Origin of the sequence: Pseudomonas hormoni (assembly GCF_018502625.1) — a bacterium.
Classification (GTDB): Bacteria; Pseudomonadota; Gammaproteobacteria; order Pseudomonadales; family Pseudomonadaceae; genus Aquipseudomonas; species Aquipseudomonas hormoni.
The window spans coordinates 3443655-3470006 of the sequence record NZ_CP075566.1 but is presented as its reverse complement, the minus strand read 5'-3'; the positions used below and the strand labels follow the sequence as shown (position 1 = coordinate 3470006).

34 protein-coding genes are annotated in these 26352 nt (G+C 53.5%); 33 read left to right on the top strand and 1 reads right to left on the bottom strand.

Annotated elements, in window-relative coordinates; translation table 11 throughout:
• The gene (locus KJF94_RS16185; RefSeq protein WP_214377313.1) at positions 1 to 411 is read right to left on the bottom strand and encodes a hypothetical protein; all 411 of its coding nucleotides are present in this window, start codon (positions 409 to 411) and stop codon (positions 1 to 3) included.
• A 124-nt stretch (positions 412 to 535) separates the two neighbouring features.
• On the opposite strand from KJF94_RS16185, the gene earP reads away from it, so the two are divergent.
• The 33 genes from earP (at position 536) to KJF94_RS16025 (ending at position 26340) form a co-directional block, all read left to right on the top strand.
• A complete protein-coding gene (earP, locus tag KJF94_RS16180) occupies positions 536 to 1711 on the top strand; it encodes an elongation factor P maturation arginine rhamnosyltransferase EarP (RefSeq protein WP_375379845.1) in 1176 nt (391 codons plus the stop codon).
• Positions 1712 to 1892: 181 nt separating this feature from the next.
• A complete protein-coding gene (locus KJF94_RS16175; protein ID WP_214377311.1) occupies positions 1893 to 3161 on the top strand; it encodes a tyrosine-type recombinase/integrase in 1269 nt (422 codons plus the stop codon).
• A gap of 1047 nt (positions 3162 to 4208) precedes the next feature.
• Positions 4209 to 4529: a molybdopterin-binding protein gene (locus tag KJF94_RS16170; protein WP_214377310.1), complete on the top strand. Its 321-nt coding sequence runs from the start codon at positions 4209 to 4211 to the stop codon at positions 4527 to 4529.
• A gap of 244 nt (positions 4530 to 4773) precedes the next feature.
• Positions 4774 to 5427, top strand: coding sequence for a hypothetical protein (locus KJF94_RS16165; protein WP_214377309.1), 654 nt, complete (start codon positions 4774 to 4776; stop codon positions 5425 to 5427).
• On the top strand, positions 5427 to 6128 hold the full coding sequence (locus tag KJF94_RS16160) for a 2OG-Fe(II) oxygenase family protein (RefSeq protein ID WP_214377308.1): 702 nt from the start codon (positions 5427 to 5429) through the stop codon (positions 6126 to 6128). The genes KJF94_RS16165 and KJF94_RS16160 overlap by 1 nt, the downstream gene beginning before the upstream one ends.
• Positions 6125 to 6544, top strand: a complete 420-nt coding sequence (locus tag KJF94_RS30765) for a hypothetical protein (protein ID WP_446000269.1) — start codon at positions 6125 to 6127, stop codon at positions 6542 to 6544. The genes KJF94_RS16160 and KJF94_RS30765 overlap by 4 nt, the downstream gene beginning before the upstream one ends.
• Positions 6545 to 6700: 156 nt before the next feature.
• Positions 6701 to 9373 carry a DNA-directed RNA polymerase gene (locus KJF94_RS16155; protein ID WP_214377307.1) on the top strand — a complete coding sequence of 891 codons (2673 nt, stop codon included), beginning with the start codon at positions 6701 to 6703 and terminating at the stop codon, positions 9371 to 9373.
• A 104-nt stretch (positions 9374 to 9477) separates the two neighbouring features.
• Positions 9478 to 9618: a hypothetical protein gene (locus KJF94_RS16150; protein WP_203306425.1), complete on the top strand. Its 141-nt coding sequence runs from the start codon at positions 9478 to 9480 to the stop codon at positions 9616 to 9618.
• Entirely contained in the window at positions 9615 to 10670 is a 1056-nt protein-coding gene (locus KJF94_RS16145; protein WP_214377306.1) for an ATP-dependent DNA ligase, read from the top strand. The genes KJF94_RS16150 and KJF94_RS16145 overlap by 4 nt, the downstream gene beginning before the upstream one ends.
• Before the next feature lie 143 nt (positions 10671 to 10813).
• Entirely contained in the window at positions 10814 to 11101 is a 288-nt protein-coding gene (locus KJF94_RS16140; protein WP_214377305.1) for a hypothetical protein, read from the top strand.
• 110 nt (positions 11102 to 11211) lie between these two features.
• On the top strand, positions 11212 to 11478 hold the full coding sequence (locus tag KJF94_RS16135; protein ID WP_214377304.1) for a hypothetical protein: 267 nt from the start codon (positions 11212 to 11214) through the stop codon (positions 11476 to 11478).
• Positions 11471 to 12133 carry a nucleoside/nucleotide kinase family protein gene (locus tag KJF94_RS16130; protein WP_214377303.1) on the top strand — a complete coding sequence of 221 codons (663 nt, stop codon included), beginning with the start codon at positions 11471 to 11473 and terminating at the stop codon, positions 12131 to 12133. Before KJF94_RS16135 ends, KJF94_RS16130 begins: the two co-directional genes overlap by 8 nt.
• Entirely contained in the window at positions 12133 to 12321 is a 189-nt protein-coding gene (locus KJF94_RS16125; protein WP_214377302.1) for a host cell RNA polymerase inhibitor, read from the top strand. Before KJF94_RS16130 ends, KJF94_RS16125 begins: the two co-directional genes overlap by 1 nt.
• Positions 12318 to 12524, top strand: a complete 207-nt coding sequence (locus KJF94_RS16120; protein WP_214377301.1) for a hypothetical protein — start codon at positions 12318 to 12320, stop codon at positions 12522 to 12524. The genes KJF94_RS16125 and KJF94_RS16120 overlap by 4 nt, the downstream gene beginning before the upstream one ends.
• Positions 12525 to 12571: 47 nt before the next feature.
• The gene (locus KJF94_RS16115; RefSeq protein ID WP_214377300.1) at positions 12572 to 12880 is read left to right on the top strand and encodes a hypothetical protein; all 309 of its coding nucleotides are present in this window, start codon (positions 12572 to 12574) and stop codon (positions 12878 to 12880) included.
• A 64-nt stretch (positions 12881 to 12944) separates the two neighbouring features.
• Complete coding sequence (locus KJF94_RS16110; RefSeq protein ID WP_214377299.1) at positions 12945 to 13652, top strand: DUF2815 family protein; 708 nt, start codon at positions 12945 to 12947, stop codon at positions 13650 to 13652.
• 2 nt (positions 13653 to 13654) lie between these two features.
• Entirely contained in the window at positions 13655 to 14104 is a 450-nt protein-coding gene (locus KJF94_RS16105) for an endodeoxyribonuclease (RefSeq protein ID WP_214377298.1), read from the top strand.
• Between the two features lie 4 nt (positions 14105 to 14108).
• Complete coding sequence (locus KJF94_RS16100) at positions 14109 to 14555, top strand: peptidoglycan recognition protein family protein (RefSeq protein WP_214377297.1); 447 nt, start codon at positions 14109 to 14111, stop codon at positions 14553 to 14555.
• A 67-nt stretch (positions 14556 to 14622) separates the two neighbouring features.
• Positions 14623 to 15177 carry a hypothetical protein gene (locus tag KJF94_RS16095; RefSeq protein WP_214377296.1) on the top strand — a complete coding sequence of 185 codons (555 nt, stop codon included), beginning with the start codon at positions 14623 to 14625 and terminating at the stop codon, positions 15175 to 15177.
• Positions 15164 to 16858, top strand: a complete 1695-nt coding sequence (locus tag KJF94_RS16090; protein WP_214377295.1) for a DnaB-like helicase C-terminal domain-containing protein — start codon at positions 15164 to 15166, stop codon at positions 16856 to 16858. The genes KJF94_RS16095 and KJF94_RS16090 overlap by 14 nt, the downstream gene beginning before the upstream one ends.
• A gap of 13 nt (positions 16859 to 16871) precedes the next feature.
• Positions 16872 to 17066: a hypothetical protein gene (locus tag KJF94_RS16085; protein ID WP_214377294.1), complete on the top strand. Its 195-nt coding sequence runs from the start codon at positions 16872 to 16874 to the stop codon at positions 17064 to 17066.
• A gap of 96 nt (positions 17067 to 17162) precedes the next feature.
• Positions 17163 to 19310, top strand: coding sequence for a DNA polymerase (locus tag KJF94_RS16080; protein ID WP_214377293.1), 2148 nt, complete (start codon positions 17163 to 17165; stop codon positions 19308 to 19310).
• Between the two features lie 51 nt (positions 19311 to 19361).
• Entirely contained in the window at positions 19362 to 19694 is a 333-nt protein-coding gene (locus tag KJF94_RS16075; RefSeq protein ID WP_214377292.1) for a hypothetical protein, read from the top strand.
• Positions 19687 to 19896 carry a hypothetical protein gene (locus KJF94_RS16070; protein ID WP_214377291.1) on the top strand — a complete coding sequence of 70 codons (210 nt, stop codon included), beginning with the start codon at positions 19687 to 19689 and terminating at the stop codon, positions 19894 to 19896. The genes KJF94_RS16075 and KJF94_RS16070 overlap by 8 nt, the downstream gene beginning before the upstream one ends.
• Positions 19893 to 20777, top strand: coding sequence for a hypothetical protein (locus KJF94_RS16065; protein WP_214377290.1), 885 nt, complete (start codon positions 19893 to 19895; stop codon positions 20775 to 20777). Before KJF94_RS16070 ends, KJF94_RS16065 begins: the two co-directional genes overlap by 4 nt.
• Before the next feature lie 78 nt (positions 20778 to 20855).
• Positions 20856 to 21098 carry a phage protein gene (locus KJF94_RS30595; protein ID WP_431768159.1) on the top strand — a complete coding sequence of 81 codons (243 nt, stop codon included), beginning with the start codon at positions 20856 to 20858 and terminating at the stop codon, positions 21096 to 21098.
• 10 nt (positions 21099 to 21108) lie between these two features.
• Positions 21109 to 21384, top strand: coding sequence for a DUF5476 domain-containing protein (locus tag KJF94_RS16055; RefSeq protein WP_214377288.1), 276 nt, complete (start codon positions 21109 to 21111; stop codon positions 21382 to 21384).
• A gap of 10 nt (positions 21385 to 21394) precedes the next feature.
• Positions 21395 to 21658 carry a hypothetical protein gene (locus tag KJF94_RS16050; protein ID WP_214377287.1) on the top strand — a complete coding sequence of 88 codons (264 nt, stop codon included), beginning with the start codon at positions 21395 to 21397 and terminating at the stop codon, positions 21656 to 21658.
• 10 nt (positions 21659 to 21668) lie between these two features.
• Positions 21669 to 23294 carry a portal protein gene (locus tag KJF94_RS16045; protein WP_214377286.1) on the top strand — a complete coding sequence of 542 codons (1626 nt, stop codon included), beginning with the start codon at positions 21669 to 21671 and terminating at the stop codon, positions 23292 to 23294.
• Positions 23295 to 23371: 77 nt separating this feature from the next.
• Entirely contained in the window at positions 23372 to 24241 is an 870-nt protein-coding gene (locus tag KJF94_RS16040) for a capsid assembly protein (protein ID WP_214377285.1), read from the top strand.
• A gap of 140 nt (positions 24242 to 24381) precedes the next feature.
• Positions 24382 to 25407 (top strand): major capsid protein, encoded by a 1026-nt coding sequence (locus KJF94_RS16035; RefSeq protein WP_214377284.1) that lies wholly within the window; start codon positions 24382 to 24384, stop codon positions 25405 to 25407.
• A complete protein-coding gene (locus KJF94_RS30590; protein ID WP_214384885.1) occupies positions 25404 to 25667 on the top strand; it encodes an Ig-like domain-containing protein in 264 nt (87 codons plus the stop codon). The genes KJF94_RS16035 and KJF94_RS30590 overlap by 4 nt, the downstream gene beginning before the upstream one ends.
• Positions 25668 to 25746: 79 nt before the next feature.
• The gene (locus tag KJF94_RS16025; RefSeq protein ID WP_214377283.1) at positions 25747 to 26340 is read left to right on the top strand and encodes a hypothetical protein; all 594 of its coding nucleotides are present in this window, start codon (positions 25747 to 25749) and stop codon (positions 26338 to 26340) included.
• Positions 26341 to 26352: the final 12 nt, after the last annotated feature.

Here is a 26352-nt window from a genome sequence, read left to right as displayed (position 1 = left end):
TCAGTCGCAAAATTGCAGGACATTGGCGCGGCTTTTTTCGCTTGGCGCGGTCTGGTCCTGTTGCAGCCAAAACTGGCATTTCGGATTGGCCCGATTGCGGCTGGTGCTGCGGGCCTGATCCAGTCGTTGCTGCTGTTCGTTCTTGCGCAGGTTCTCTTCGTATTGATCGAAAAGCGGGCTCTGCGGCGGAATATCCGGCACTGGTTGCGCGACCACGGGTGGTTTCGCCAGTTGCTCTATCGCTTGCGCGACCGGCGCCAATTGCTCGTTGAACAACAGTCGGGAAGCGAGCCAGCACGTCAGCGCGATCGCAAGGAATCCCAGCCACAAGCCGAGGGCAATGCTGCCGGTCAGTTGCAGGGCGTTGAGCTGAATCGGCAAGGGGCGGCGCGGGTTGGGGCGGTAGGGCATGACTGCCTCCTGGCGGGTGGTCGCGGGCGAGTGGCGATTGTCGCATGAAGATTAATCGCCGTCGGCTCTTCTGCACGGAGTAATTTATGCGGACAATCGGCGCCTTTGCCAACGGGAGCCTGGAATGCCTGTAATGCCTCAAATGAAAAGCCGCTGGCGCTGGGACATTTTTTGCGCCGTGGTCGACAACTTTGGCGACATCGGCGTGACCTGGCGCCTGGCCCGACAACTGGTCACCGAGCATTCGCTGCAGGTGCGTTTGTGGGTCGATGACCTGCGGGCCTTCGAGCGACTCTGTCCTGAAATCGACACCCATGCAGCGCAGCAATGGCAGGAAGGTGTCGAAGTCCGGCAATGGCCAGCAGACTGGTTACCCACCGACGCCGCCGACGTGGTGATCGCCGCATTCGCCTGCCAACTGCCGAGCGGCTACATGGACGCCATGGCCGCGCGGGAAAAGCCGCCGCTGTGGCTCAACCTTGATTATCTGAGTGCCGAAGACTGGGTCATTGGCTGCCACGGTTTGCCGTCGGTGAAATACAAAAGCGTGCAGAAGTACTTTTTCTTTCCGGGGTTCCAGAAGGGCACCGGTGGCTTGCTACGTGAAAGCGGATTGCTCGAGCGACGCCGGCAATTCCAGCAAAGCCCCGAGGCTCAGCGAAAATTCCTGCAAGGGTTAGGGATTGATCGCGCGCAAGGTGCGCAGCTGATCTCGCTGTTTGCCTATGAGAATACCGGCCTGGCGAGTTGGCTGGAGGTGATGGCCGCCGATTCGATACCTACGCATCTGCTGGTGCCCGAAGGGCGGATTCTGGGTGATGTCGAGCGTTGGCTCGGTATCGACGGATTGGCGGCGGGCGCCGTGCATGTGCGCGATGCCTTGACTGTGCAAGTGCTGCCGTTCGTCCGACAGGAGCAATACGATCACTTGCTCTGGTGCTGCGATTTCAACGCTGTGCGCGGCGAAGATTCGTTTGTCCGCGCCCAGTGGGCGGGCCGGCCACTGCTCTGGCACATCTATCGGCAGGATGAAGACATTCACCTGGACAAGCTCGAAGCCTTCCTGACGCTGTACACAAAAGGCCTGTCTGCGCCTGCCCGCGAGGCGATCAGCGGGCTTTGGCGTGCGTGGAATGCCGGGCATGATATGTCGGGTCACTGGCTGACGACCCGTAAACACTGGCCGGAACTGCAAAAACATGCCGAAGCGTGGTGTCTGGAACAAGCCTTGCAGGCAGATCTTGCCGCGGCGCTGGTACAGTTTTACCTAAACCAGACAGGCAATGAGGAACCCCAATGATTACGGGGAGAGAGCCTCAATGTGCACCAAGCGAAACACAACGCTGTTACAAACTGTCCTTGCCCGTCCTTATCTGTATAGGCGTGAAGGCGTCTACTACCTACGCATGCGCCCTGTGGGGACCACTAAGGGGCTCTTCACGGTATCCTTGCGCACAACTGAACGACCACAGGCCACAGAGTTGACCAAAGACATACTTGCCGCCCTTGCAGTGTTCCACCTTGATACACCTGATGCTCCGTGGGCTGCCATCAAAGAGCGCCTATCCTTCGTGGCTCTTAACGCACTCTCACTGGCTCACACAGACGCCTCCCTGTCGGCCTATGAGTCCATCTATGGGGACCTACAGGAGAACCTGAGTTTGGCTACGGCCCATATGCCTCTGTCCTTGGATCGACACAGAGGGACTATTGGGGCTCAACGAATTCTCGAAGCATCCCTTAAGCGTCTCAAAGGGGACTCGAAGGACCTTGTAGATATCGTTGATAGCCTTGATGGGATTGTGGGGAGTGGGCCAGCACAATCACTCAAAGCAACCCAAGAGGCGCTCCATTGGGACGATCTCTATCCGGTGTATCTGAAGGAGAAGGCTGGGGACATCAAACAAGCCACGCTCGACGGTTACGAGAGTAACTACAAGCAAGTGAGCGAAGCGTTAGAGGTAGTCGGGGTGACCAACCTAAGGGTTCACACTCGGTCCGACCTTATCGCTATGCGGGATGAACTGTTGGAGAGTCGTAAGGCTTCGACGGTGAATAACCTGATCACTCAGTTCACTTCGGTCATGACCTGGGCTGTAGATAATGACTACATCGCTAAGGCGTACACCTCGAAGCTCAAGCTTGCTAAAGGTGCAGAAAGCTCCCGTATCCCATTCGAGCGTTCCCAGGTAGAAACCCTGATGGCACACGCTGAAACTCTACCGACTGATAGTTGGGAGCGTTGGGGTCTCTCTTTGCTTGCTGTGACAGGGGCAAGGGCACGAGAAATCACCCAACTGAACACCAAAGACATTCAAGAGATTGAAGGATTCACCTGTGTCAGCATCCGAGAGGAAGCCGAAGGTCAGTCTGTTAAGAACAAATACAGCGTCCGGGTGGTGCCCCTGGTAGACGGTGCATTAGGGTTTGACCTTGAGGCGTTCAAAGCTGCCCTCGCTGGTCCTAAGCCGCCACTCCCAACCTATCACGAGGTCAACAACATCCAGGCTCGTAAGAAGCTCGGAGCAGTTCTCAAGGAAGTCCTACCGAACAAGTCAGAACACCAGACACTCCACTCTCTACGGCACCATATGGCGTCCTCATTCAAGACTAAAGGCGTTCCTGTTGCATACGCACAGGCTCTCTTAGGGCACTCAACGGGGACTCTCGCATATGACACATACGGCGGAACGAGCATCCCTGTAGCCTCCCTGGCGGGAGTCATTGAGGGTGCCTTAAAGGCAGCCTAACGGTATCATCCGGGGCTTCTTGATTGGAGCCTTACCGATGCGTTGTGTTGCCCTTGCTTTACTCTGTGGCCTCGTAATGGGCTGTAGTAGTCACTCTTCAAATCTTCAGGTAGGCAATGAGCAGTCCTACGCGAGCCTTAAGGACCAGCGCGAAGCGGTTCGAACGGTGAAGATTTACGATGCGCTCCCAGCAGGCGCCGAAGTAGTGGGCAACGTATCAGCGGGTAGGTGTCACAGGAGCTTCGTTGAGCAAGCCCCGGAAGAATCCACAGTGTTGACTGACTTGAAGATCGCAGCCTACGCACAGGGTGCAGACGGTATTACGGGAGTGGCCATTTCGAAAGACTCAGGCCTAAACCGTAACTGCTGGTACGTCCTGGGCGGAACCGCTACGGCCTTCACGATTCACAACAAGGATTGACCCATGGATAGAGCGCTTACAGTCGCCGCGTGGGTCTTCAGTGCTGCTGTCCTCTACGGGATTGTTAAGCTTGTGCAGGCTTACCCAAAGGTGATGGCTCTATTAGGATTTTGATTCATGCAATCGCCCAAACTAATCACGTCTACCTATGAGATCCACAAGATGGTTCCGGTGTCCTCTCGGCCCAGGTCTCATGCCGATCTCATTAGGACGTTCCACGCGGCGCTCGTTGAGCTGGCTGAAGATGGTGTAATTGTCGAGAGGACGCCGGGGGCTTGGTTTGCTGGTAGTGCCCCTGTGGCACTGACTGGATTGTATAAGGACGCCTACGATCGACCTCAGGCCTGCATATACTTCGGATCCTGGCTGTGTCTCGCAATGTCGCTAAAGGTCTCTCACAAAGAGACACGTAGAGCCTTGATGGTTACCTTGAAGCAACACCCAATTTACTGACAGCACCCCAAATGAAACCCGGTTGAGTCCCCAGAGGATTCGCCGGTTTTTTGCGTCCGTGCGTTGACATGTACGCTTTTGATGCGTAGATTTGACGGCCTCAGGGCAGATCCGTGTATAGCCTTGAATAGATATACGCGTTTTGTGCGTACAACTGGGACGGAGTTACCACCATGCAAAACCTTCGCAGCTTCACCGTAGCCGACCTCAAAGCAGCCCCTGAGGGAATTACGGCCAGTCATTGCGGACATGCCTTTGAGTTCACCGAGACCCGCAACGGCGAGTGCTGGACTAACTACGCCATGAAGGCGCCTTGCGGCCATGTCTACCGCGACAACAGCCTGAGCTACCTCAAGAGCTGCGCCCGTACTTGGGCTGGGGCGTATGCGGAAGACGCGGGCCTTCGAGCGGATGTTGCCGCGATCCAGGCGGGGGGCGCCGATGACGGGGAAGGGGCGTATGCGCCAATGCATCGAATATGCACAAATGCATAAATATGGATGGACATACAGTAGTCGTGACGCTACCTTACGCATCCGCAAAAACCCTCACTGTTAGAAACCCTCACCAAATCGACACAGAGGGCTCCTACGAGACACCTAAGGGGCACGACCTGGGCCCAGGATGAAGCCGGATATATTGGAAAGGTAAGCCATTTTCGAACTAACGATATTCCTCTTAACGGTGGTCCTCTGGGCTGCCAGCTCTTACTACTTAGACATTAGAAGGTAACTACCAATGTTGACAAAACTCAACGTGACGGCGTTCGCGTCGGATTCGCTCGCCTCGAAGATCCTGAATGCTATCGACGCGGCACTAACTTCGGGTCACTCGCAATACCTGGAGAACCGTAACGGGAAGCGCTGGCTTCGTGTGGACATCAAAGAGCAAGACGGTAAGCAGAACTTGCAATTTCTCGCATATAACGGCCAGGAAGTAGGCGACATCATCGCGCAGTCTTCGTGGTTCCATTGGTCCCGTCCCTTGGAAATCCGGTTTGCTGCCTTGTTGAAGGCTGTTTATGAACTCGTCGAGCATCCAGGGGTAACCATTAAGAAACGTGAGGCGGCAGTTCAGGCGAGGATTCAACAGGCAGCGGATCTTCGGACGCAACGTGTTGAAAGTGCGGCGAGACGCGTTCGTTTACATGCCAGGGCAAAACAAATGGGGGCTACTCACATCATCCGTACGGACGGCGGTAAGTACTACTTTGCGAGCTTCAAGAAAGGCCTCTTTGGATTCGGTAAGACTGTTATTACGATCTACCCGAAAGATGGGGAGAGGACAGTGAAGCGTAACGGTGGTGGGTATCGTCGGAGTGTCGAAGCAGCGCCCTACAAGTTGACCCCTGAGGCATCTCAGTGCGTAACCATTATCGGAGTATTGAAGTAATGCCGCACGTTCTATCGAAATCAGTAACAGCTATCCCGAGTATGGATAAGTACGCAAACCGTCTACGGAAGCGTTTGGATGTTCTTAAAGAAATGGCCGATTACGCTGAAGATGTAAATCCGGTTTCTGCTGAAGATTACGCGTTGGTCAGTGATTGGAGTGATGCACTTAGACCTATCACCCAACATGCACCGGGTATCTTCTCGTTCCCGTATCTATCCCCTGAGTTCTGCAAGGACCTCATGTTAGAACTTGATTGCATGGACTACGTGGTCAACGAAGCAGAACCTGAAGAGGCACAGATTCCCGAGCTGGTCTTAATGCACCACTGCCCCTCTCTACACGAGTGCTTGCGCTCCCTGTGGCATGACGCGGGGGTCACTCTCGCTAAAGTCTTGTTCGGCCAGGATCCTCAGTACCTGCGCACCATTCAGGCCGCAAAGTACAACCCAGAGAACACGCCGCATGGTCACTGGCACGCTGACAACGATTCGGACGTAACGATGGTTGTAGCCCTAACTAATGACCATGAAGGTGGGGGCACTAAAGTACATCTTGGCCCGTTCTCTAAGCATGTTGTGGTCCCTCAACTTCCTGTTGGGCACGCGATGTTCTTTAACGGTAAAGCTATGCGTCATTACGGGATGCCCGTGACGAGTGGCGAAAGAAATCTTTTGGTTCATTGGGGCGAAATTAAATGAGTGATTCTTTTTGCGCTGGGGCTTTAATCAAGGCGGACCCGTACAACACCCAACTAAGGGCGGAACAAACAGCGACGAAAACAAAGAGTAGCACAGCGCCATCATTTGGCAAGCCAGTAAGTAGCCTTCGCTTCTTGGCGACGGTTCCGCGTTTTAGCGTCTGTGACGGGGATTACCGCTCACGCGTTGAGCGCTGTGAGTTCTCATTAGGTCTCGGGCCCTGTGGCCGGACTGTAACGGGGCTGTGGTTTTGCGCAAATGGCGACTTCCTAACGATCATCCAAGAATGTGCGCTTCCGTCTGAGGGTGAAAGTGAAGTCAAGGAATTTGTTTACTTAATAAGAGAAATAACAGGCCGTGTCGAGGTCACATCAGTGCAAGAATCGGACGGCGAGATTAAAACCCCTCACTGTTAGCAGTACCTCTCTGAGCCTCCCTTAGAGACTCTTTAAGACAAACTTTAAGAATTCTTAGAGATACCTCTAAGGGCCTCCTACGCCCTCAATTCAGTAATTAACCCAACTACCTAACCAAAATTTATTGGGCTCTTAAAGAGCATCCAAGGGATCCCCATGTCCGTAAAAAGTAATATCCAAGTAACTAAGCATGACTTCAGTGACATTCAAAGCGAATCATCGTGGGCGTTTGAGACCCTCTCGGGAATGTACGGAGCTGAAATAGCAGCCGCACAGTTGAACCTTGAACATGAAGCCTACACGCTTGGCGAAGACCGCTTTAAGAAACAACTCGAACGTCAGATTGAACGGGGAGAGTTTGCCGATAACGCAACCGCTAAACCGTTGCTTGCTCACTTGGTCCCTAAGTTGATAACTGCTTACGAAGCTTGGATTGACCATCAAGTAAACAAGGTTCGTCGTAAACACGTTGGTCTCTCTTACTTCCTGCAAATGAGCCCTGAGGCTGTCGCGGCGGTGACCATCAAGGTGGTCCTCGGAGACATGGCGAAACCCGCCGCTCTCTCTATCCAGCAGGTCGCGGTCCGCATTGGTCAGCACTTGGAAGAAGAAGCGCGCTTCGGTCGCATCCGTACCCAGGAAGCAGCTCACTTCAACAAGCACGTAAAGAAGGCTCTCGATACCCGTAACGCCTACACCTACAAAGTGAAGTTCATGGAGAAGGTCGAAGGGCACATGCTCGATGCTGAGCAACTGACATCGAAGTGGGTCAAGTGGGACACGCTGGATAACGACGTGACCTATCACATGGGAATCCGACTCCTTGAGCTTCTCATTGAGTCCACTCAGTTGGTTGAGGTTCGCCGGGAATTTGCCGGGATCAAGTCGAAGGATGGCGAGTACGTCTACCTGCATCCTGATTGGGCACAGAAGCTGTGTGACCGTGCGTTCTCTCTTGCAGGTATCGCCCCACAGCATCAACCGATGATCGTCCCGCCCCGTGAGTGGACCCAGATGGTGGGTGGTGGCTATTGGGCAAAAGGCCGCAAGCCGATTCCTCTGATTCGAGTGCGGACCAAGAAGGCTCTTAACCGCTATCGCGATGTGTACATGCCGGAAGTCTACAAGGCCGTTAACTTGGCCCAGCAGACCGCATGGGGCATCAACACAAGGGTTCTCGAAGTTGCCAATGCGATCATGGAATGGAAGCACGTTCCTATCGACGGCTTCCCACTGCCTGAGCGTGAAGAACTCCCAACCAAACCCGAAGGCATCGACGAAGACGCCGAAGTCCTGAAGTCCTGGAAGCGCGAAGCTGCCACCGTGTACCGCCGTGATAAAGCGCGCGTATCTCGTCGCCTGGGCTATGAGTTTGCCTTGGAGCAAGCCAACAAGTTCTCGGCGTTCGAGTCGATCTACTTCCCCTATAACTTGGACTGGCGTGGTCGGGTCTATGCGATTCCTGCATTCAACCCACAAGGTAACGACATGACTAAGGGGCTCTTACAGGCATCCATTGCGGAACCTGTGGGAGAAGAGGGCATTGAGTGGCTAATGATCCACGGTGCGAACTGTGCTGGGGTCGATAAGGTCGCTTTCGATCAACGTAAACAATGGGTGAAAGACAATGAAGAACTTATCCTCGGGTGCGCCGCTGACCCACTCAATAACACCGAGTGGACCTCAATGGACTCGCCGTTTTGCTTCCTTGCGTTCTGCTTTGAATGGGCAGGGGTCAAACAAAACGGAGTGCAGCACCTTTCCGCTCTACCTATCGCCTTCGACGGCTCGTGTTCTGGGATTCAACACTTTAGCGCAATGCTCCGAGATGAACGTGGTGGTCGTGCCGTCAATCTCGTTCCCTCTGAAACCGTGCAGGACATCTACAAGCTTGTCGCTGACCGTGTAAACGAAGCGCTTGCACGAGACTTTGCAGAAGGTTCGGACGACTCAACGGAAACGGTAGCGAACAAGAAGACCGGCGAGATTACTGAAAAGCGTGTGCTTGGGACTCGCGGCATGGCGGCTGGATGGCTGGGCTATGGGGTCACCCGTTCAGTTACCAAGCGTTCCGTTATGACCCTGGCGTATGGCTCAAAGGCCTTCGGTTTTTCCGAGCAACTCATTAGCGACATCATCACCCCGGCAATGGATCGGGGAGTGGGTCAAGAGTTCTTCGCCAACGTTCAGCAGTGCGCTCGGTACATGGCCAATCTCATTTGGGAGGCCGTAGGTGTCACCGTAGTGAAGGCCGTTGAGGCCATGAAGTGGCTACAAGTGGCCGCTAAGCACCTGGCTAAAGAAGTCGTCTGCAAGGAAACCGGCGAGCAGCTCAAGCCGTGCATGCCTGTCTTCTGGGTGACCCCTGACGGGTTCCCTGTATGGCAAGAGTATATGAAGCCTGAGCAACGCCGTATTGACCTGACGTTCCTGGGTTCTATGCGACTCCAAACGACCATCAACGTCCGTGACAGCAACGTCATTGACGGCCTTAAGCAGCAGTCGGGAATCTCTCCGAACTTCGTTCACAGCCAGGACGGTAGCCACTTGCGGAAAACCGTAGTGAAAGCTTCCGAGGCCTACGGGGTCACCTTCTTCAGCTTGATTCACGACAGCTTCGGGACCATCCCAGCGAAGGCCGGGGCAATGTTCAAGGCCGTCCGCGAAACGATGGTAGAGACCTACGACGCCACAAACGTACTCGCTGACTTCAGGGATCAATTCCTTGAGCAGCTCCACGAGACCCAGCTAAGCGACATGCCTGAAGTTCCCGAACAGGGCTCTTTGGACATCACCCAGATTCTCGAATCCGACTTCGCATTTGCCTAACCACTGCATCAACCAAGAGGGCGCCTAAGGGCGCCTTTTTGCTGCCTGAAATTTAAAAACCCTCACTTTTAGAAATACCAATCGAATCCCTTTAGGAGAACTGAATGAACGCTGCAATGACCTTTGAAAAGAACCCTCGCAAAGTCCGCCGTAACGCTGACGAGATGGAGCAAGTCCGTGCGAAGAAAGGTAAACGCAACAAGACCCAACGTGGTGGCCGTACTGAGTGGGAGGCTGCTGAATGAGCAAGGTAGAAGCCGTAGTGATCGCAACCAATCCACAGCGCCCAGCCGACTACAACGAAGCGGCCTTGTTGGCTGTTCTCGAAGATGCCTATTTGATTGCCGACAAGAAAGAGGATGGCGTACGTCTGAATCTGTGCGTGACCCCTTCGGTAGCCTTCACGGGCGCTTTTAATGTCGAGTGGTTGAGCCGTGAAGGGAAACGGTTCCCTCGGTTGAACAGTGCAGGTCGTAAAGGCCCGTTGAGCCGTGATCCTCGGTGGGGTCGTGACTTCTTCAGTCCGTTCGCTTCGATGCAGGGGCTGTTCCCTCAGGGGTTCATGTTGGACGCAGAGTTGATCGTAAAGAACGAGTTCGGCGCCGACATGGCCTGCAAAGGGACCTCGGGAACTCTTCGCCGGGATCGTGAAGAACACGGAGATATTCCACTTGAACACCTAAAGGTTGTGGTCTTCGGGGTAGTCCCAATGGACGCGATTGAGTCCGGTAAGGACTACCCAGTAACTCACGCTGTCATGAAGTACCACGTTGAGGCCCAGGTGGGAGCCCTTAAAGAGACGTTCCCTGAGATCCAATGGGAAGTCGTCGAAAGCCTTGATGTGTTCTCGCTCGAAGAGCTGCATCAGTTCAACAACAAGATCCGTGATGCAGGCGGTGAAGGTGTTGTAGCGAAGGACCCTAATGGGGTCTGGAAGCGCTCGAAGGTTAACGGGATGTGGAAGATCGTTCCGAAGGACAACGAAGACGGCAAGGTTGTTGGTTTGGTTTGGGGTACTGAAGGCAAGGCTAACGAAGGCAAGGTGATTGGCTTCGAGGTTCTCCTTGAGTCGGGCCATGTAGTAAACGCCTGCAAGATCTCCCAAGCTCAAATGGAAGAGTTCACCGACGCCGTAAATCATTGGGAGACCCGTGAGGAATCGGAGCGGGATGCGCCTATGCCGTACGAAGGCCACACCGTGAGGGTCACCTTTATGGAGCGCTATGAGAACGGCTCGTTGCGTCACCCTTCCTTCGACTGCTTCCGTGGGATCTCTGACCCACTCATTAAGGAGTAACTTTATGTCCCGTGAAGAAGTTTCCGAGCAATCACCGCACTCCCAAAGGACCAACTAAAGGCGCTTGTAGATTCCCTGATCGTGTACAACTACAGCGATGACCTTTGGTATGACCTTGAAGAACTACTTAAGGAGGTTTCACAATGAGCACTATGGTTATGTTCACCACTGCCGCTGTTCTGGCAGCGTCCGCCGCAAGTTCCTCTAACAGTGAATCCTTGCCGCTGCAATGCACTCCCTTGGGTGACCAACTTATGTACGGGTCTATGGGAGTTGTTGCCCTTGGGTTCGTTTGGTTCCTCTGTGTGATGCTCTACGACATGCACAAGAATGACTCTAATTGGCACCGTATTGATTGGGGCGTTGGTGGTCTTCTTGTGGCCCTGATAGTTTCCCTGTTCGTGGGACTTGTCGGCCTGTTCAACTGTTAAACCTTAAAGAGCCTCACTGACTTCGGTTGATGGGGCCTTGTCGTTTAGAGCCATTTAAAACCCTCACTGTTAGCAACACAACCCATCACCTAACCAAAGGAGGACCACTCGTGGCCGAAACATTCTTGCATCACAACAACGGCGTTAAAGCACTCCGTTATACCGTCCGTGTCAATCGCGAAATTCGCAAGGTCTTTAAGGCCCCAGTCAACACTGTGTTGGTTACTGACAGTTCCCCAAAAGAATCCTTTTTGCTGACTAAGGGGACATTCGAAGTTGCCCGTAAGTTGGGCCGTCTGAAGTTGGTCCCGTATGTCGGCAACTGGCCGCGTGTTGCCTTGATTGTTAAGCGAATCAAGGAAATCGTTAATGACTGATATCCTTGCGCTTAACAGCATCCGAGGGAAATCCGGTAAGGATACCCTTATTGGCTTATTGGAATCCGAGGGCCGCAAGGTTTTTCGCGTGGCTTTCGCGGATGTCCTTAAAGAGATGTGCTCCCAGGTTCTTGCGGGTGGCCCTGGCGAGCTTGCGACTAAGTATCAAAAGGAAATGCACAAGTCCATTAAGGATCAGCCCCAAAGCTGTCTCGGTATATCCCAGATTGCTGATAGCTCCTATCAACATTGGCTACGGAAAACTTACCGGGAAGAACCGTCCACGCCGAAGTCCCTTCGCTGGCACTTGCAGACCTTCGGGACTCAATATCACCGCGAGTTCCTTGGCAGACCGCATGTGTGGTTTGAACTTGGCATGGTGGAAGTTCGCAAGGGCCTGGAAGAAGGCAGTTACGACCACGTTGTAGTTACCGATATGCGAATGGTCAACGAATACGAAGGCATCTTGTATGCCCCAGACGTTAAGACCGTCCGCATTGTTCGCGACTGGTTCATTCCGGGCGTAGACGATCAGTCCTACCACATATCCGACATCGCACTTATGGCCCATCCCTTCGACGCTCTCGTATTGAATCGACTGGGTGAGCCGTGGGCAATGCTTGACCAACTAAAAGAACAAGGAGTTTTGAACTAATGGAACACGCAAAGAAAGCTTTCAAAGTAACTGTGCAAGTTGACGACCATGTAGACGAAGTAACCGTGTATGCGGTAAGTCTTGATGCAGCATGGGCCCAAACTGAAACCATGTTTACCCAGGCGAAAGTAACCCGCATCCGCCCAGCAATCGCGCCAAACATTGACCGATTCACGGTGACTCAATGAGCGCCGTAGACGTTGCAGGCCGTGAACTGAAGGTTGGACAACTGGTAGCCCACACAGAGCGGGCCCAGTATCGCGGCCTTAAGCTGTCCCGCGTGGTCAAGATCACCGCCAAGATGGTGGAAATGGACGACAAGGGTAAGTACGACACGGCGGGTACTCGTCGTGAGCATTCTGCTGTATGCATCGTAGAGGACATCCAATGAGGCGCGCTCACGGTAATGGCCGTGCCAAACCTGATGGATTCCTTCACTTGAACAACTTCAGTCACGTCAAACAATCGGGACTCGCTGGGGTTCTATACGACCGCGTCATGACTGAGCAACAACAAGAGCTTGTCGAGTTGACCCTATTGGAACTGTCCCAAGGGTCTGAGTTTGCTCACTTCAAACATGAAGTTTGGCGTTTTGACAAGAAGTTCCTACGGGACCACTTCAAGTCGGTTGTTTACTCGGTCTACCGGTCCATCCGAAAGAGCCCGGCCCAAGAGGTCTCTATGGCGATCAGTCGCGAGCAACTTCAGGAGATGTCCGTAGTTGTTGTTCGTCCTGGGTTCAATTAAAAGCACTCACTGTTAGCAACACACCCGAAAGGAAACCAATCACCTAACCAAAGGAGAAATATTCGTGGCTATTAAGAAAGAATTCATGTTTACCCCTCGTGGCACCGCTGAGCCGTATTGCTCAATTCAAAAACCTGACTACGGAAACCCTGAAAAGGGCTTCGGTAATCCACGTGGTGTCTATAAGGTTGACCTCACGGTGCCAAGTAAGGACGCCCAACCACTGATCAACAAGATCAACAAGTTGCACGAAGAGAACTACTCGGCAATCTGCGAGCAATTCGAAGTAGACCGTCCGGCACTCATGGCTAAGCTGGGTCGCGGTAAGAAACTGCAAGAACCCTACGAGGGCAACATGCCGTACTTCGTTAACGACGACGGTACTGTGACCTTCAAGTTCAGTTCTTACGCCTCCTACGTGGACAAGAAAACCGAAGAGCTGAAACCGCTTGTTCTGAAGGTCGTGGATTCGAAAGGTAAGCGCATCGACAACGTTCCCGCCATCTCGGGTGGTTCCGAGTTGAAAGCGCGTTTCTCTATGTTCGCCTACGGTTTCTCGGCTGTAGCCGGTGCGTCCGTCAAGCTTCAACTCGACTCCGTAATGCTGCTGAAACTTGTTGAGTTCGGCGGTGGTGATGATGAATGGGGCGATGAAGCTGAAGACGGCTACGTAGCCGAAGAGAACCGCCAGGAACAGGGTTGGTCGGACTCCGAACAGAACCAGGGCGACGATTCTTCGGATGACGAAGGTCAATACGGCGGCGACTTCTAAAGGTGGCCTTCGGTCGCTACACGGGACCACGGAGAACCTCTGAGGTCTTCCGTTCGGGTCTCGAAGAAAAGAACAGCGAGCATCTCGACAAGAACAAGGTGGAATACAGCTTTGAGCAACATTGGATCAAGTACACGATCCCAGAAAGAGCCGCAAAGTATCTGCCGGACTTCATCCTGGCGAACGGGATCATCATTGAATGTAAAGGAATCTGGGAAGTTGATGACCGCGCTAAGCACTTGCTGCTGCGTGAGCAATACCCAGAACTCGATATTCGGTTGGTGTTCTCTTCGTCCAAGTCGAGGCTCTACAAGGGCTCGCCTACAACCTACGGGGCGTGGTGCGAGAAACACGGCATTCAATACGCAGACAAGCTGGTTCCTCTGGCTTGGATGAAGGAGAAGCGAAAGGTAATCCCGGAAGGGGTCCTAATACCAAAGGGGACCAAGTAATCATATGGCTAAAGTTCAATTCAACAAGAGGACTAAAACGGACCTGATTGTTATTCACTGTGCTGCAACTAAACCGACTATGGATATTGGCCTTCGTGAGATTCGCCAATGGCATGTACAGCAAGGCTGGCTCGACGTTGGCTATCACTTCATTATCCGTCGAGATGGTCAAGTGGAAGAAGGTAGACCCCGCGATGTTGTCGGGTCCCACGTAAAAGGCCACAACTCAGAATCCCTCGGTATCTGCCTCGTAGGTGGTATCGACGCTTCAGGTTTCCCTGAAGACAACTTTACGGACGCTCAATGGATAGCCCTTGAGGGGCTTGTCTGGGAAGCGTCCACAGTCTGGTATCCCGAAGCGCGTATATGCGGTCACCGGGACCTCGACAGCGGTAAAGCCTGCCCGTCCTTTGACGTGGCCTCTTGGCTTAAGTCCCGCATCAAGAACTAACACACAACTTTAGGCGGGCCTTATGGGCTCGCTTAAAACTCATTCTATTGACTTAGGAGGATTTTCTATGTCTGTAAATCGGGCAACAATGCAGGGGGCTTTCGATATCGTCGAGATGTTTCAAAAGGAAGGCGTGCCAGCAATTATCGCAGGCGGAGCCGCTCGTGATATCTACTTCGGTGTTCGTCCTAAAGATATCGACGTGATCATTGCCGGAATCTCAATGGCGACAGCAGCCGAGATTCTCGAAAAGTTCGGTATTGCTTCCGTGGGTTTCCATATCTACAACGGCGCGGCTACTGATCGTCTCTTGGGTGGTTATAAGCTGGTAGGCACCGATATTGATATCTGCGTTTATGAATGTGATGACGTAATGGAAGCGGTCGATTCGTTCGACTTCAACCTGAATCAATTCATTATCTCGGGTATCCATCACGGTATTGACGGCGCTCATGTGCGTTTCGTCGGTGCGCGTCACTGGTCCACTTTGGTTCCTGTTCGTAAGGACTACACCAAAGAGCGTCACGACAAGATGCAAGTTAAGTGGCTGGACCTGTCGTATCGCCGCGCTACTGGCGAGGCCGTCGAGGTCCCTGTGGGCGGCCCTGATGGAGCGTTCTGAGGGCTACCCGGAAAGCGAGCTGCTTCATAAGGGCCCTTGCGATCAGGACGACTGTGGTTCTTCGGATGGATGTGCGACTTATTCTGACGGTCACACCTATTGCTTCGTCTGTAATCACCGCACCGGGGCCAATGGCGATGTATCTGGTGAGCGCTCTAAGACCCTGAGGGCTGACGGTACGCTGTCCCTTGGTGACCACCAGGGCCGTTATGTCGATTTGCCAAAACGATTCCTACAGTCCGCCGTGTGCAAACAATACGGCTACTGGGTCGGGAAGCGTAACGGCAAGTGGATACAAGTAGCGGATTATCGCGACGAACACGGAAACCTCGTTGGTCAGAAGGTCCGCGACGAGGACAAGAACTTTTCGTCAACCGGCAAGCATGGCGTGGACTGCCTCTTTGGTAAGCACCTGTGGTCTGGTGGTCGAAAGATCGTCGTAACGGAAGGTGAGATTGACTGCCTTTCTGTAGCTCAGTTGCAAGGTGGCAAGTACCCAGTGGTGTCCATTCCGACTGGTGCAGCCGCTGCCCGTAAGTCCTGTGCCCGTAACTACGAGTACTTCGACACCTTCGACGAAATCGTATTGATGTTCGATATGGACGAGCCAGGGCGCAAGGCAGCAATGGAAGCCGCCGAGGTCCTGCCCGCTGGCAAGGTCAAGATTGCCGTATTGCCCTTCAAGGATGCCAACGAGTGTATTCAGCAAGGGCAAGCCAAGGCTGTCACTGATGCCATTTGGAACGCTGCACCATTCGTCCCTGACGGTGTGGTCTCCGCGAAATCCCTCAAAGAGCGCATCAAGAACAAGCAGGAAATCCCACAGATTCCACTGATGGGCCCCGCTGAGATGCGCCGTAAGACCAAGAACGCACGGGCCGGTGAGGTACTCATGGTGACCTCTGGGTCCGGCATGGGAAAATCCACTTGGGTCCGGCAGAACGTCTACAACTGGTTTCATAACTCAGGTCTGCCGACCGGCGTAGCAATGCTCGAAGAGTCCGTAGAGGAAACCGTAGAGGACCTCGTGGGCCTCCATATGCGCAGACGTTACCGCCAGGACCCCGAAGGGACCACCGAGGAAGAGTTTGATAAAGCCTTTGATACGATCTTTGAACACGACAAGCTGTTTCTGTACGACTCCTTTGCGGAATCCGTAGAAGACCGCTTGTTATCAAAGCTGCATTACATGGTGAAGGGCCAGGGCTGCAAAGTAATCGTCCTTGACCATATCTCTATCGTTGTTTCCGGCATGGAAGATAACAGCGACGAGCGTAAGACCATTGACCGTCTTATGACCAAGTTGAAGACCTTCGCTAAGACCAATGACATTCTGATGGTGGTCATTTGCCACTTGAAGAACCCAGAGAAAGGGAAGGCCCACGAAGAGGGGCGCCCAGTATCTATCACGGACCTCCGTGGTTCCGGCTCTTTACGCCAACTATCAGACACCATCATTGCCCTGGAGCGTAACCAGCAAGGCGACTTTCCTAACGTGGTCACTATCCGCGTATTGAAGTGTCGCTTTACTGGGGAGACCGGCGTGGCTGGATATCTGATTTACAACAAAGAAACGGGTTGGCTCGACGAAACACCGGATGGCTGGAAGCCTGAAGGTGACGACGATTCCTCTACCGAAAACACCTGGGCCGGACAAGTGGACCAGAACTCAGACTATTAAAGGAGAAACAACTATGACTATCGTAAAACTGTACACCTTCGCCCTGACCAAACTGCAAGCCGCCTTGTTGAAATCCTCGAAGCAGGCCGACGCGAAAGCAACCGCTCTCTTCAAGGCTGCCCGCGAGGCTAATTCGGCTGCCGCTGCACAACTGCGTGAATCCAACGAGCTGGCCGTTAAGGCTGAGAAGCTGTCTGCGTTGATTTAACTGTTATCCAAGGGTCTCCGTAACTGGGGACCTTTCAGTAACCGTTACACCAACCAAAGGAGAGTTCTATATCCGATAAACCTAATAGGAGGGCTATTGCTCACATCAGACATTGAAACTGATGGTCTCCTTGAGGATGTCTCTAAGTTTCACTGCGGTGTTTCTCAAGACTACTTCACAGGCGAGACCTTCGAATACGGCCCGGACCAACTGGGCGAGTACATCAAACAGCTTGAAGCCGAAGCGGCCAAACCAAATGGCCTTATCGTTTTTCACAACGGCATCAAGTACGACATTCCCGCTCTCGACAAGTTGAAGCGCCTCTACTTCGGTAAGCGCCTGAACATTCCCCGCAAGAGGGTAATGGACACCCTTGTCCTGTCCCGGTTGATCTACGCGAACATTCGAGACACTGACGCGGGCCTTCTGCGCACAGGAAAACTCCCAGGTTCGCGCTTCGGCTCTCATGCCTTGGAAGCTTGGGGTTATCGCCTGGGCGAGATGAAAGGCGAATACAAGAACGACTTCGTAGCTATGTGCGCCCGTGAGGGCATCCCGTACGTGAAGGGCATGGAGTGGGCCAAGTGGTCCCCTGAGATGCAAGCGTATTGCGTTCAGGACGTTGTGGTTACCTCGAAGCTCGTCACCAAGATCATGACGGACCCTTATTACTTCCCCGGTGGTCTCGCCCCTAACGGTGAACACTGGATGCAGTCGATTAAGGCCGTCCACTTAGAGCATGAGGTGGCTTGGACGCTGGCGCAGATGGAGCGTAATGGCTTCCCCTTTGACCAGCATGCAGCCGAGCGACTCTACGCGGATCTTGCAGGCCAACGCTCTGACTTACTCGTGAAGCTCATTAAGACCTTCGGGAGTTGGTACGAGCCTAAGGGTGGTACTGAGCAATTCCGCCATCCAGTGACACGGAAGCCAATTGAGTTTTGGTCGGATGGCCGTGTGATGCCTCGGGTGAAGTACCCAAAGGTCGGCGGCGTCTACACCAAAGACGGTAAACGCAAGGACAAGCGGGAAACCTTTGAGGGCGCCCCGTACACCCCCGTCGAGTTCGTCACCTTCAACCCCGCGTCCGGTAAGCACCTGATTCGGGTCCTGAAGATTGCCGGTTGGGAACCAACGGAGTTCACCGAAAAGGGCGCCCCTAAGGTTGATGACGAGACCCTTGAAGGGGTCCATGTTGATGACCCTGAGGCCCAATCCTGCATCGCGCTGGTACGTGACTATCTGATGATTCAGAAGCGTATTGGAATGCTTGCCGAAGGTGACAACGCATGGATGCGCCTTGTCGGTTCTGATGGGTTCATGCACGGCTCTATCAACCCTAACGGGGCGGTGACCGGGCGAGCAACTCACAGCTATCCGAACATGGGGCAAGTGCCTTCTTCGAGTTCCCCTTACGGTCCTGAATGTCGCTCGCTCTTCGGGGCCATCTTGGCGCGGCACTTACCGGGCTGGGAGAACTGCATACAGGTTGGTGTCGATGCCTCGGGCCTTGAGCTTCGCTGCCTGGGCCACTTCGGGGCGCGCTTCGACGACGGGGCATATGCCGATACGGTTCTGAACGGTGATGTGCATTGGGCTAACGGCTTGGCCGCTGGCTTGATTCCCGCTGGCACCATTCGGGACAAACACAACGCTGACCATGAAGCTTGGCGGGGTAATGCGAAGACCTTCATCTACGCGTTTCTCTACGGTGCTGGTGACGCCAAGATCGGCTCTATTGTCGGTGGTGGTGCAAAGCGCGGTAAGGAGCTTAAGAAGGCATTTCTTGAGGGTACGCCGGTTATTGCAGACCTCAGAGCAGCCCTCGAAGACTCTCTTATCGCGGACCAGAAGTGGAACCAGGCCCTACGTAAATTTGACATCAAATGGAAGCGCCGTTGGATCAAGGGCCTTGACGGTCGGAAGATCCACGTTCGTTCACCACACAGCGCCCTTAACACTCTCCTACAGAGTGCCGGCGCATTGGTCTGTAAGGCCTGGGTGGTTGAGGTCGAACGGATTCTGATGGAAGAGCACAGCCTAACCCACGGTTGGGATGGTGACTTCTGTTTCATGGCATGGGTTCACGACGAACTCCAAATCGCCGCACGAACCCCAGAGATTGCCGCACTGATTCTTGGCGTCTCCAAGCAAGCAATTCAAAACGTAGCCGAAGTGTTTGAGTTCCGGTGCCCGCTCGATACAGACGGGAAGACGGGGCCGACTTGGCGCGAGTGTCACTAATTAAAACCTAAAGGGCCCTTTCGGGCCTTTGTCATTTATGGAGGTTATCCAATGGCTGTAACTTTGAACCTGCAACACACTTTCACTACCCGAGCTGTGCTGTCTACTCAGGATATTCAAGATGTCCGTGAGGGTTTTCAAGAGGCGCGGGGTCGCTTGGAGTTAATGACGGCGAGTAAAGACAATAAGAAAGCCGCACAGGCTCGTGCAGGTATTAAACGTGTAGATGATGCACTGTCGCTGCCAGATGAAGAGATGTGCATTCTGCTGCTCCGGGAAGCGTTCAAGAATGGCATTAAAGAAGAACTCGGTAGTTCTCTGAAAGGTTTGTTTGTTACCCGTATGTCGCCGGTGAAAACTAATGTGGTAGTGCCGCATGAGTGAGTACCTTCGAATTCTCTACGCCATCAAAAAGGAGGCGCGTACCTACCAATCGGACTTTTACCGCAAGAACGCTGCATTGGTCTCCGAGGCTGCCTCCCGAGGTCATATTTCTTGTGTGTCTACTTCTGGCCGCAACATGGGCTTCTGGTCACTGACCACCAAAGGCCAAGTGTTCCTTAGTAAGCACGGCGGTGCTGTATGACCGCTCGTATCGGTGTGGCCCTGGATATGGACTTCCTGATTTTCTCCGCGCTGTCTGCAAGTGAAAATGAGGTGGACTGGGGTGATGACGTTTGGTCCCTGGAGTGCGACCACAAGAAAGCCCGAAGCATCCTGGCGGGCACCATCAAGACGATCCTTTCGGACATTGAGCGGGCCTTGAAGAAGGGCAATAAGAAACCCTTCGAGCTGATTCCGCTGTGCATCGTTTCCGGCTCGGACAACTGGCGTAAGGAGGTCCTTGAGACCTATAAGGCGAACCGTAAAGGTAAACGTAAGCCAGTCGGCTACCCAGCGTTCGTAGAGGCCTGTATGCAGTATTACGGCCCAGAGCGCGCCTTTAAGTGGGACGGTGTGGAAGGCGACGACGTTTGCGGCATCCTGTCGACCAAGCCAGATCTTGCAGGCTGTGACCGCGTGGTTACGGTGAGCTGCGACAAGGACTTTAAAACGGTCCCTGGCATGTTCCTGCACCTGACAACAGGCGAGTTCCTGCGTGTCACTGAGGAACAGGCAAACGACTGGCACATGTACCAAACCCTAATGGGCGATACCACGGACGGCTATACCGGAATCCCAGGTCTTGGCCCCGAGAGCGCTCGACAGTTCCTTGATGCCCCTCAGTTCTTTTACCCCGCAACTAAGGTCATGAAGTCCGGTCCCCGTAAGGGCCTTGAGGTCGAATTCTGGGCCGCTCGTGAACCTGAGGGTGAAACCCTGTGGGAATGTATGGTCTCCCTGGCGAAGTCCAAGGGCATGACTGAAGGCGAACTACTTGTTCAAGCTCAAGTGGCGCGAATCCTTCGAGCTTCTGATTGGGACTTTGAAAACAGCAAGCCAATCCTTTGGCAGCCGCAAAGTTAAAAGCCCTCACTATTAGCAGCAGGGTCCTCCCTGATTACTTTAAGTTCATCTCTAAGATAAGGAGGTCCCTTGCTTCATGTGATTCAGGAAACTTTGGATGACCCGGAGAACATACCGGATATGCCAAACGCTTCAGCTCAATACTTAATGGTTCGTTGTAACTATTCGTATCTTCAGCGGACAGGGGTTATTGATGACCTCCGAAAAGCTGGTTATTCCGAACAATACATTCTTGGGTTCGTGGACGGTTTGGGCTCTGTGCCTGAGCTGTGTGAACTCATGATGTCCCAACGAAACGCAACTAATGAGGATGACGACTAAGGAGGATTGAATGTGTTTTAAATCCAAGGTCAAGACACCAAAGCAAGACCCTAACGCAATCATTGCGCCCGCCCCTGTGAATCTCGAAGAGCCTAAAGGCGTTGAGTTTGGGTCGGATGTCAGCAAAGACGATGGTGGGGAAAACGATGGTATCGGAAGTTTGAAAGTCGAGAAGAGCGCAAAGGATACCGGTGACGGTTCCTCTACAGCGTCCGTAAAGGCCCCAGCTTCGACCAGCAAGAAATCTAACACCGCCGTAAAGCGCGCCCTTCAACGAACAACATAAGGAGGTCTAAATGGGTTTTCTAAAAAAGGCATTTAAGCAGGTAGTGAAAATCGCATCTAACCCCCTCGGTGGTGGTGACGATGATAAGAAAGCACCAGAAGTAGCCGCCCCCGCAGCGCCTACACCGGCCCCGGCTGCTGTTGTAGAAGCCCCAAAGGCGGACGACAAAGCAGACGACGACGCCGACACCGAGGCAGCAAAACGGGCCGCAAAGGCTAAAGGTAAACGAGGGCTTTCAGTAGCCCGCAGCTCGGGGACCGGTCTGAACATCTAAGGAGGTCTTTATGGCCTCTACGGCTCGAACTGGTCTCGGGGAGGAAAGTGCAGTTGCAGCCTACAACCGGCTGAAGAACGACCGACAACCCTACGAGACCCGCGCTGAAAATTGCGCAAAAGTCACCATCCCTTCGCTGTTCCCCAAGTCTTCCGACAACGCCTCAACAAACTACACGACGCCCTGGCAAGCCGTAGGCGCCCGAGGTCTTAACAACCTGTCCGCAAAAGTGATGCTCGCTCTATTTCCGCTACAAAGCTGGATGAAGCTGAAAGTCTCTGAATGGCAGGCAAAGCAGCTTGTGGCAGACCCGCAGCAACTGGCCGTCGTTGAGCAAGGCTTGGGCATGGTTGAGCGCATCTTGCTTAGCTATATGGAATCGAACAGCTACCGGGTAACGCTCTTTGAGCTAATCCGACAGCTTGCCCTGGCTGGTAACGGCTGCCTGTACCTTCCGCCGCCTGACGCTTCCGATACGGGCTACAACCCAATGAAGCTCTATCCGCTGCCATCGTATGTGGTCCAGCGTGACGCCTTCGGGAACGTCTTGCAGATTGTCACCTTGGATAAGGTCGCTTATGCGGCACTGCCTGAGGATGTTCGAAACGCTTTGTCTGCCGAAGGGGAGACCAAGCCGGAAGAAGAGATTGAGGTCTACACCCACGTTTACCTTGATGAAGAGTCGGGGGATTACCTGAGCTATCAGGAGGTGAACGGCGAGGAAGTAGACGGGACCGATGGGCAATATCCGCGTGAGGCCTGTCCCTGGATTCCAGTGAGATGGACCAAGCGCGACGGCGAGCATTACGGCCGGTCGCACTGTGAGGAATATTTGGGTGACCTGACCTCATTAGAGAACCTGCACGAAGCCATGATTAAGTTCTCCATGATCGCCTCTAAGGTGGTCGGATTGGTGAACCCCAACGGCTCTACCCAGGTCCGGCGATTAACCAAGGCCCAGACGGGGGACTTCGTAGCGGGCCGTAAGGCTGACATCGAATTCTTGCAGCTTGAAAAGACAGCTGACTTCTCGGTAGCCAAGTCCGTAGCGGATGCCATTGAGGGCCGCTTGGCCTATGTCTTCATGCTCAACTCGGCGGTTCAACGATCCGGCGAACGTGTGACAGCTGAAGAGATTCGGTATGTCGCAAGCGAACTGGAGGACACCTTGGGAGGCGTTTACTCGATTCTCTCCCAGGAACTGCAACTGCCTATCGTGCGAATCCTACTTACCCAGCTTCAGGCAACCGCCCAGATTCCAGACATGCCTAAGGAGGCCGTAGAGCCAACGGTAAGCACTGGTTTGGAAGCACTCGGACGAGGCCAGGACCTGGACAAGCTTCAACAATTCTTCACCGGTCTACAGGCCATAGCGCCGCTATCCCAAGACCCAGATATCAACATGAGCAATCTCAAGATTCGCTTGGCTAATGCTATCGGCATGGATACCTCTGGTCTTCTTCTTACCGACGCTGACAAGGCCAAACGGCAGGCAGAAGAGATGGTTGCCCAAGGTGGGCAGCAGGCAGCAGCAGGCATGGGGGCGGGTCTCGCAGCTCAGGCAACAGCATCCCCAGAGAACCTACAAGGCGCAATGGACGCAACAGGCGTCGAGATGACACCGATAGGCGCTTAGTTTAAAACCCTCACTATTGCGAACAGACAACTTCGGGAATCTGTTCGCCTTCTATTTGACTCTTAAAGGAGAACTTAATGTCCGCTGATGTATATGCGAGTTTTGGTGTTAACAATGCTGTGATCAGCTCGAACGATATTTCTGAGCATGAACAAAACATGCTTGCTCTTGATGTAAGCGCCCGTGACGGCGACGACAGCTTGAACCTCAATGACCCGGAACAACCGGAATTGCTCGAAGAGGAACAGGAAGAAGAGCAGGAAGAAGAGGAAGAGTCCGAAGAAGAAGGCGAAGAGGAAGAACAAGAGGAACCCGAAGAGGGCGACTTTAAACCCCTTGGCGAGCCCTCTGAGGAACTTACCAAAGCTTCTCAACAGATCGACGATTACGCGGCAGGCTTTGACCAAATGCGCGCCCAGGCTGTTAAGGCGGGTCTTCCTGAAGTCGTGGCGGATCGCATTGAATCCGAGTACGAAGAAAATGGGACGCTCTCGGAAGACTCTTATGTTCAACTTGAGAAAGCCGGTTATTCCCGTGGCTTCGTCAATAGCTTCATGCAGGGCCAAGAAGCTCTTGCGGAAACCTTTATTGGCAAGATCATGGACTTTGCAGGCGGTAAGGAGCAATTCCAACGTATCTGCAAGCATCTTCAGGCAAACAGCCCTGATGCAGCGGAAATGCTGGCAGATGCCATTTCTCGGCAAGACCTTGGCGCTATCCGCACGACCATTAACCTGGGTATGGCGAGTCAAACTAAGAAGTTCGGCAAGAGCCCTTCAAGGACTTTGAATCGTCGAGCTGCTGCACCTGCTGGCCGTAGTGTTGCTGGTCCTGAAGGCTACACCTCACAGGCTGACATGATTAAAGATATGGGTTCCCGTCAGTACCGCGAAGACGCATCTTTTCGAGCAAAAGTTGAAGCCCGTGTAGCGGTTTCTAACTGGTAAACAAAACCCCTCACTATTAGCAACAGACAACATAAATCGGCAAGTTCCTTCGGTTTCGAGGGAGGCCGGTTTGTGCCTGTTTGCATATCCCTAACTTTTCCAAAGAGGAAATAAAGAACTAAATACAAGGAGGCTTATTAATGGCAAATGCAAAAGGTGGTCAACAAGTAGGTGCTAACCAGGGCAAGGGGCAATCCCCAGCCGACAAACTGGCGCTGTTTCTGAAGGTTTTTGGTGGTGAAGTTCTGACAGCATTTATGCGCCGGGCTGTGACCATGGATAAACATATGGTCCGCACTATTCAGAACGGCAAGTCTGCCTCTTTCCCTGTGATGGGCCGGACTGGTGGTTACTACTTGGCACCAGGTGAAAGCCTGGATGACAAACGCGGTGACATTAAGCACTCCGAAAAAGTGATTCAGATTGACGGCCTGTTGGCTTCCGATGTGCTGATTTACGACATCGAAGACGCAATGAACCATTACGATGTTCGTGCTGAATACTCGGCGCAACTCGGCGAAGCTTTGGCAATCGCTGCTGACGGCGCGGTGCTGGCTGAAATGGCTGCTCTGTGCAACCTGCCTGCGGCCAATGACGAGAATATCGCAGGTCTTGGCGCAGCCTCCGTTCTAAACGTGGGTAAAGCTGCTGACCTTTCGGACCCTGCAAAGCTGGGTCTTGCGATCCTGGCACAGCTGACCATTGCCCGCGCCAAGCTGACTAAGAACTACGTTCCTGCTGCTGACCGCAAGTTCTACACCACGCCGGAAAACTACTCGGCAATCCTGGCGGCCCTGCTGCCTAACGCGGCGAACTTCTCGGCACTGACTGACCCAGAAACCGGCAACATCCGCAACGTAATGAGCTTCGAGGTAATCGAGGTTCCGCACTTGACGGTCGGTGGTGCTGGTGATGACTTGGCGGGCACTAACCGCAAACACGCATTCCCAGCGACTGCTGCCGGCGACGTGCGAGTAGCCCTTGATAACGTGGTCGGCCTCTTCAACCACCGCTCGGCTGTCGGTACTGTGAAGCTGCGTGATATGGCTCTGGAGCGTGCACGCCGTTCGGAATACCAAGCTGACCAGATTATCGGTCGTTACGCGATGGGTCACGGCGGTCTGCGTCCTGAGGCTGCTGGTGCACTGGTGTTCACAAAGGCCTGAGCACAGTAGCTGTTACTGGCGTATCCGTTGCCCCTAAGAACTCTTCAGTAGTTGTAGGTTCCACTCGGAACATCTCGGCAACGGTCTCTCCGTCTAATGCAACTGATAAGTCTGTCACTTGGGAATCCAGTAACCCAGCAGTGGCCTCAGTGTCTGCCTCTGGTGTAGCAACGGGTTTAACAGCCGGTACTACAAGCATCACAGGTACTACTAAAGATGGCTCCTTCTCGGATGCCTGTACTTTAACAGTTACCGCATAACACCAACCCTTGGGGTCCTTAACGGGGCCTTGAGGGTTTTTTTTATTCATGAATCAAGGAGAAGCATAAGGAGGAATCAATGTCGCGCTCTATTGAAGCAACACTTGAGTCTGACGAGGAACTGGGCGCTGTTAACGACATGCTCGCGGCCATCGGGGAGAGCCCTGTTAGTTCGCTTGAAGGTGACCCTAACGCAGACGTAGCAAACTGCCGAAGAATCTTGGCAAAGATTAATCGAGAGGTTCAAGCAAAGGGATGGACGTTCAATATCGAGGAAGGGGCAACACTTCTTCCGGATCAATTCTCGGGACTCATTACTTATCTCTCGGACTATCTGAAGATTACGACTACTGGCGGTTCGCTCTACGTAAATCGTGGCGGGTTTTTATATGACCGACAAGCGCGGACAGACGTTTTTAAAGGACCCATTACGGCGGATCTTATCCGTCTTCGAGAGTACAACGAGATGCCCGAGTGTTTCCGCTCCTATATCGTCGCCAAGGCAGCGCGTAAGTTCAATATGAGCTTCTTTGGTGCTGGTGAAATTGAAGGTTCTCTTGCAGAAGAGGAAGCAACTCACTGGGCGAGTGTTCAGGAGTACGAATTAGATTACGGGAATTTCAACATGCTTGACGGTGACGCTTTCGTGGGAGGCCAGATCGGACGGGGATAACTAACAGGGAGG

Bases quoted from the DNA above. Each gene is read 5' to 3' on its own strand.
- KJF94_RS16125 (WP_214377302.1), top strand. From the start codon at position 12,133: ATGGAACACGCAAAGAAAGCTTTCAAAGTAACTGTGCAAGTTGACGAC.
- KJF94_RS16185 (WP_214377313.1), bottom strand. From the start codon at position 411: ATGCCCTACCGCCCCAACCCGCGCCGCCCCTTGCCGATTCAGCTCAAC.
- KJF94_RS16090 (WP_214377295.1), top strand. From the start codon at position 15,164: ATGGAGCGTTCTGAGGGCTACCCGGAAAGCGAGCTGCTTCATAAGGGC.
- KJF94_RS16120 (WP_214377301.1), top strand. From the start codon at position 12,318: ATGAGCGCCGTAGACGTTGCAGGCCGTGAACTGAAGGTTGGACAACTG.
- KJF94_RS16155 (WP_214377307.1), top strand. From the start codon at position 6,701: ATGTCCGTAAAAAGTAATATCCAAGTAACTAAGCATGACTTCAGTGAC.
- KJF94_RS16025 (WP_214377283.1), top strand. From the start codon at position 25,747: ATGTCGCGCTCTATTGAAGCAACACTTGAGTCTGACGAGGAACTGGGC.
- KJF94_RS16040 (WP_214377285.1), top strand. From the start codon at position 23,372: ATGTCCGCTGATGTATATGCGAGTTTTGGTGTTAACAATGCTGTGATC.
- KJF94_RS16165 (WP_214377309.1), top strand. From the start codon at position 4,774: ATGTTGACAAAACTCAACGTGACGGCGTTCGCGTCGGATTCGCTCGCC.
- KJF94_RS16145 (WP_214377306.1), top strand. From the start codon at position 9,615: ATGAGCAAGGTAGAAGCCGTAGTGATCGCAACCAATCCACAGCGCCCA.
- KJF94_RS16130 (WP_214377303.1), top strand. From the start codon at position 11,471: ATGACTGATATCCTTGCGCTTAACAGCATCCGAGGGAAATCCGGTAAG.
- KJF94_RS16150 (WP_203306425.1), top strand. From the start codon at position 9,478: ATGAACGCTGCAATGACCTTTGAAAAGAACCCTCGCAAAGTCCGCCGT.
- KJF94_RS16160 (WP_214377308.1), top strand. From the start codon at position 5,427: ATGCCGCACGTTCTATCGAAATCAGTAACAGCTATCCCGAGTATGGAT.
- KJF94_RS16055 (WP_214377288.1), top strand. From the start codon at position 21,109: ATGTGTTTTAAATCCAAGGTCAAGACACCAAAGCAAGACCCTAACGCA.
- KJF94_RS16100 (WP_214377297.1), top strand. From the start codon at position 14,109: ATGGCTAAAGTTCAATTCAACAAGAGGACTAAAACGGACCTGATTGTT.
- KJF94_RS30765 (WP_446000269.1), top strand. From the start codon at position 6,125: ATGAGTGATTCTTTTTGCGCTGGGGCTTTAATCAAGGCGGACCCGTAC.
- KJF94_RS16170 (WP_214377310.1), top strand. From the start codon at position 4,209: ATGCAAAACCTTCGCAGCTTCACCGTAGCCGACCTCAAAGCAGCCCCT.
- KJF94_RS16085 (WP_214377294.1), top strand. From the start codon at position 16,872: ATGACTATCGTAAAACTGTACACCTTCGCCCTGACCAAACTGCAAGCC.
- KJF94_RS16065 (WP_214377290.1), top strand. From the start codon at position 19,893: ATGACCGCTCGTATCGGTGTGGCCCTGGATATGGACTTCCTGATTTTC.
- KJF94_RS16075 (WP_214377292.1), top strand. From the start codon at position 19,362: ATGGCTGTAACTTTGAACCTGCAACACACTTTCACTACCCGAGCTGTG.
- KJF94_RS16050 (WP_214377287.1), top strand. From the start codon at position 21,395: ATGGGTTTTCTAAAAAAGGCATTTAAGCAGGTAGTGAAAATCGCATCT.
- KJF94_RS16140 (WP_214377305.1), top strand. From the start codon at position 10,814: ATGAGCACTATGGTTATGTTCACCACTGCCGCTGTTCTGGCAGCGTCC.
- earP (WP_375379845.1), top strand. From the start codon at position 536: ATGCCTGTAATGCCTCAAATGAAAAGCCGCTGGCGCTGGGACATTTTT.
- KJF94_RS16035 (WP_214377284.1), top strand. From the start codon at position 24,382: ATGGCAAATGCAAAAGGTGGTCAACAAGTAGGTGCTAACCAGGGCAAG.
- KJF94_RS16070 (WP_214377291.1), top strand. From the start codon at position 19,687: ATGAGTGAGTACCTTCGAATTCTCTACGCCATCAAAAAGGAGGCGCGT.
- KJF94_RS16095 (WP_214377296.1), top strand. From the start codon at position 14,623: ATGTCTGTAAATCGGGCAACAATGCAGGGGGCTTTCGATATCGTCGAG.
- KJF94_RS16045 (WP_214377286.1), top strand. From the start codon at position 21,669: ATGGCCTCTACGGCTCGAACTGGTCTCGGGGAGGAAAGTGCAGTTGCA.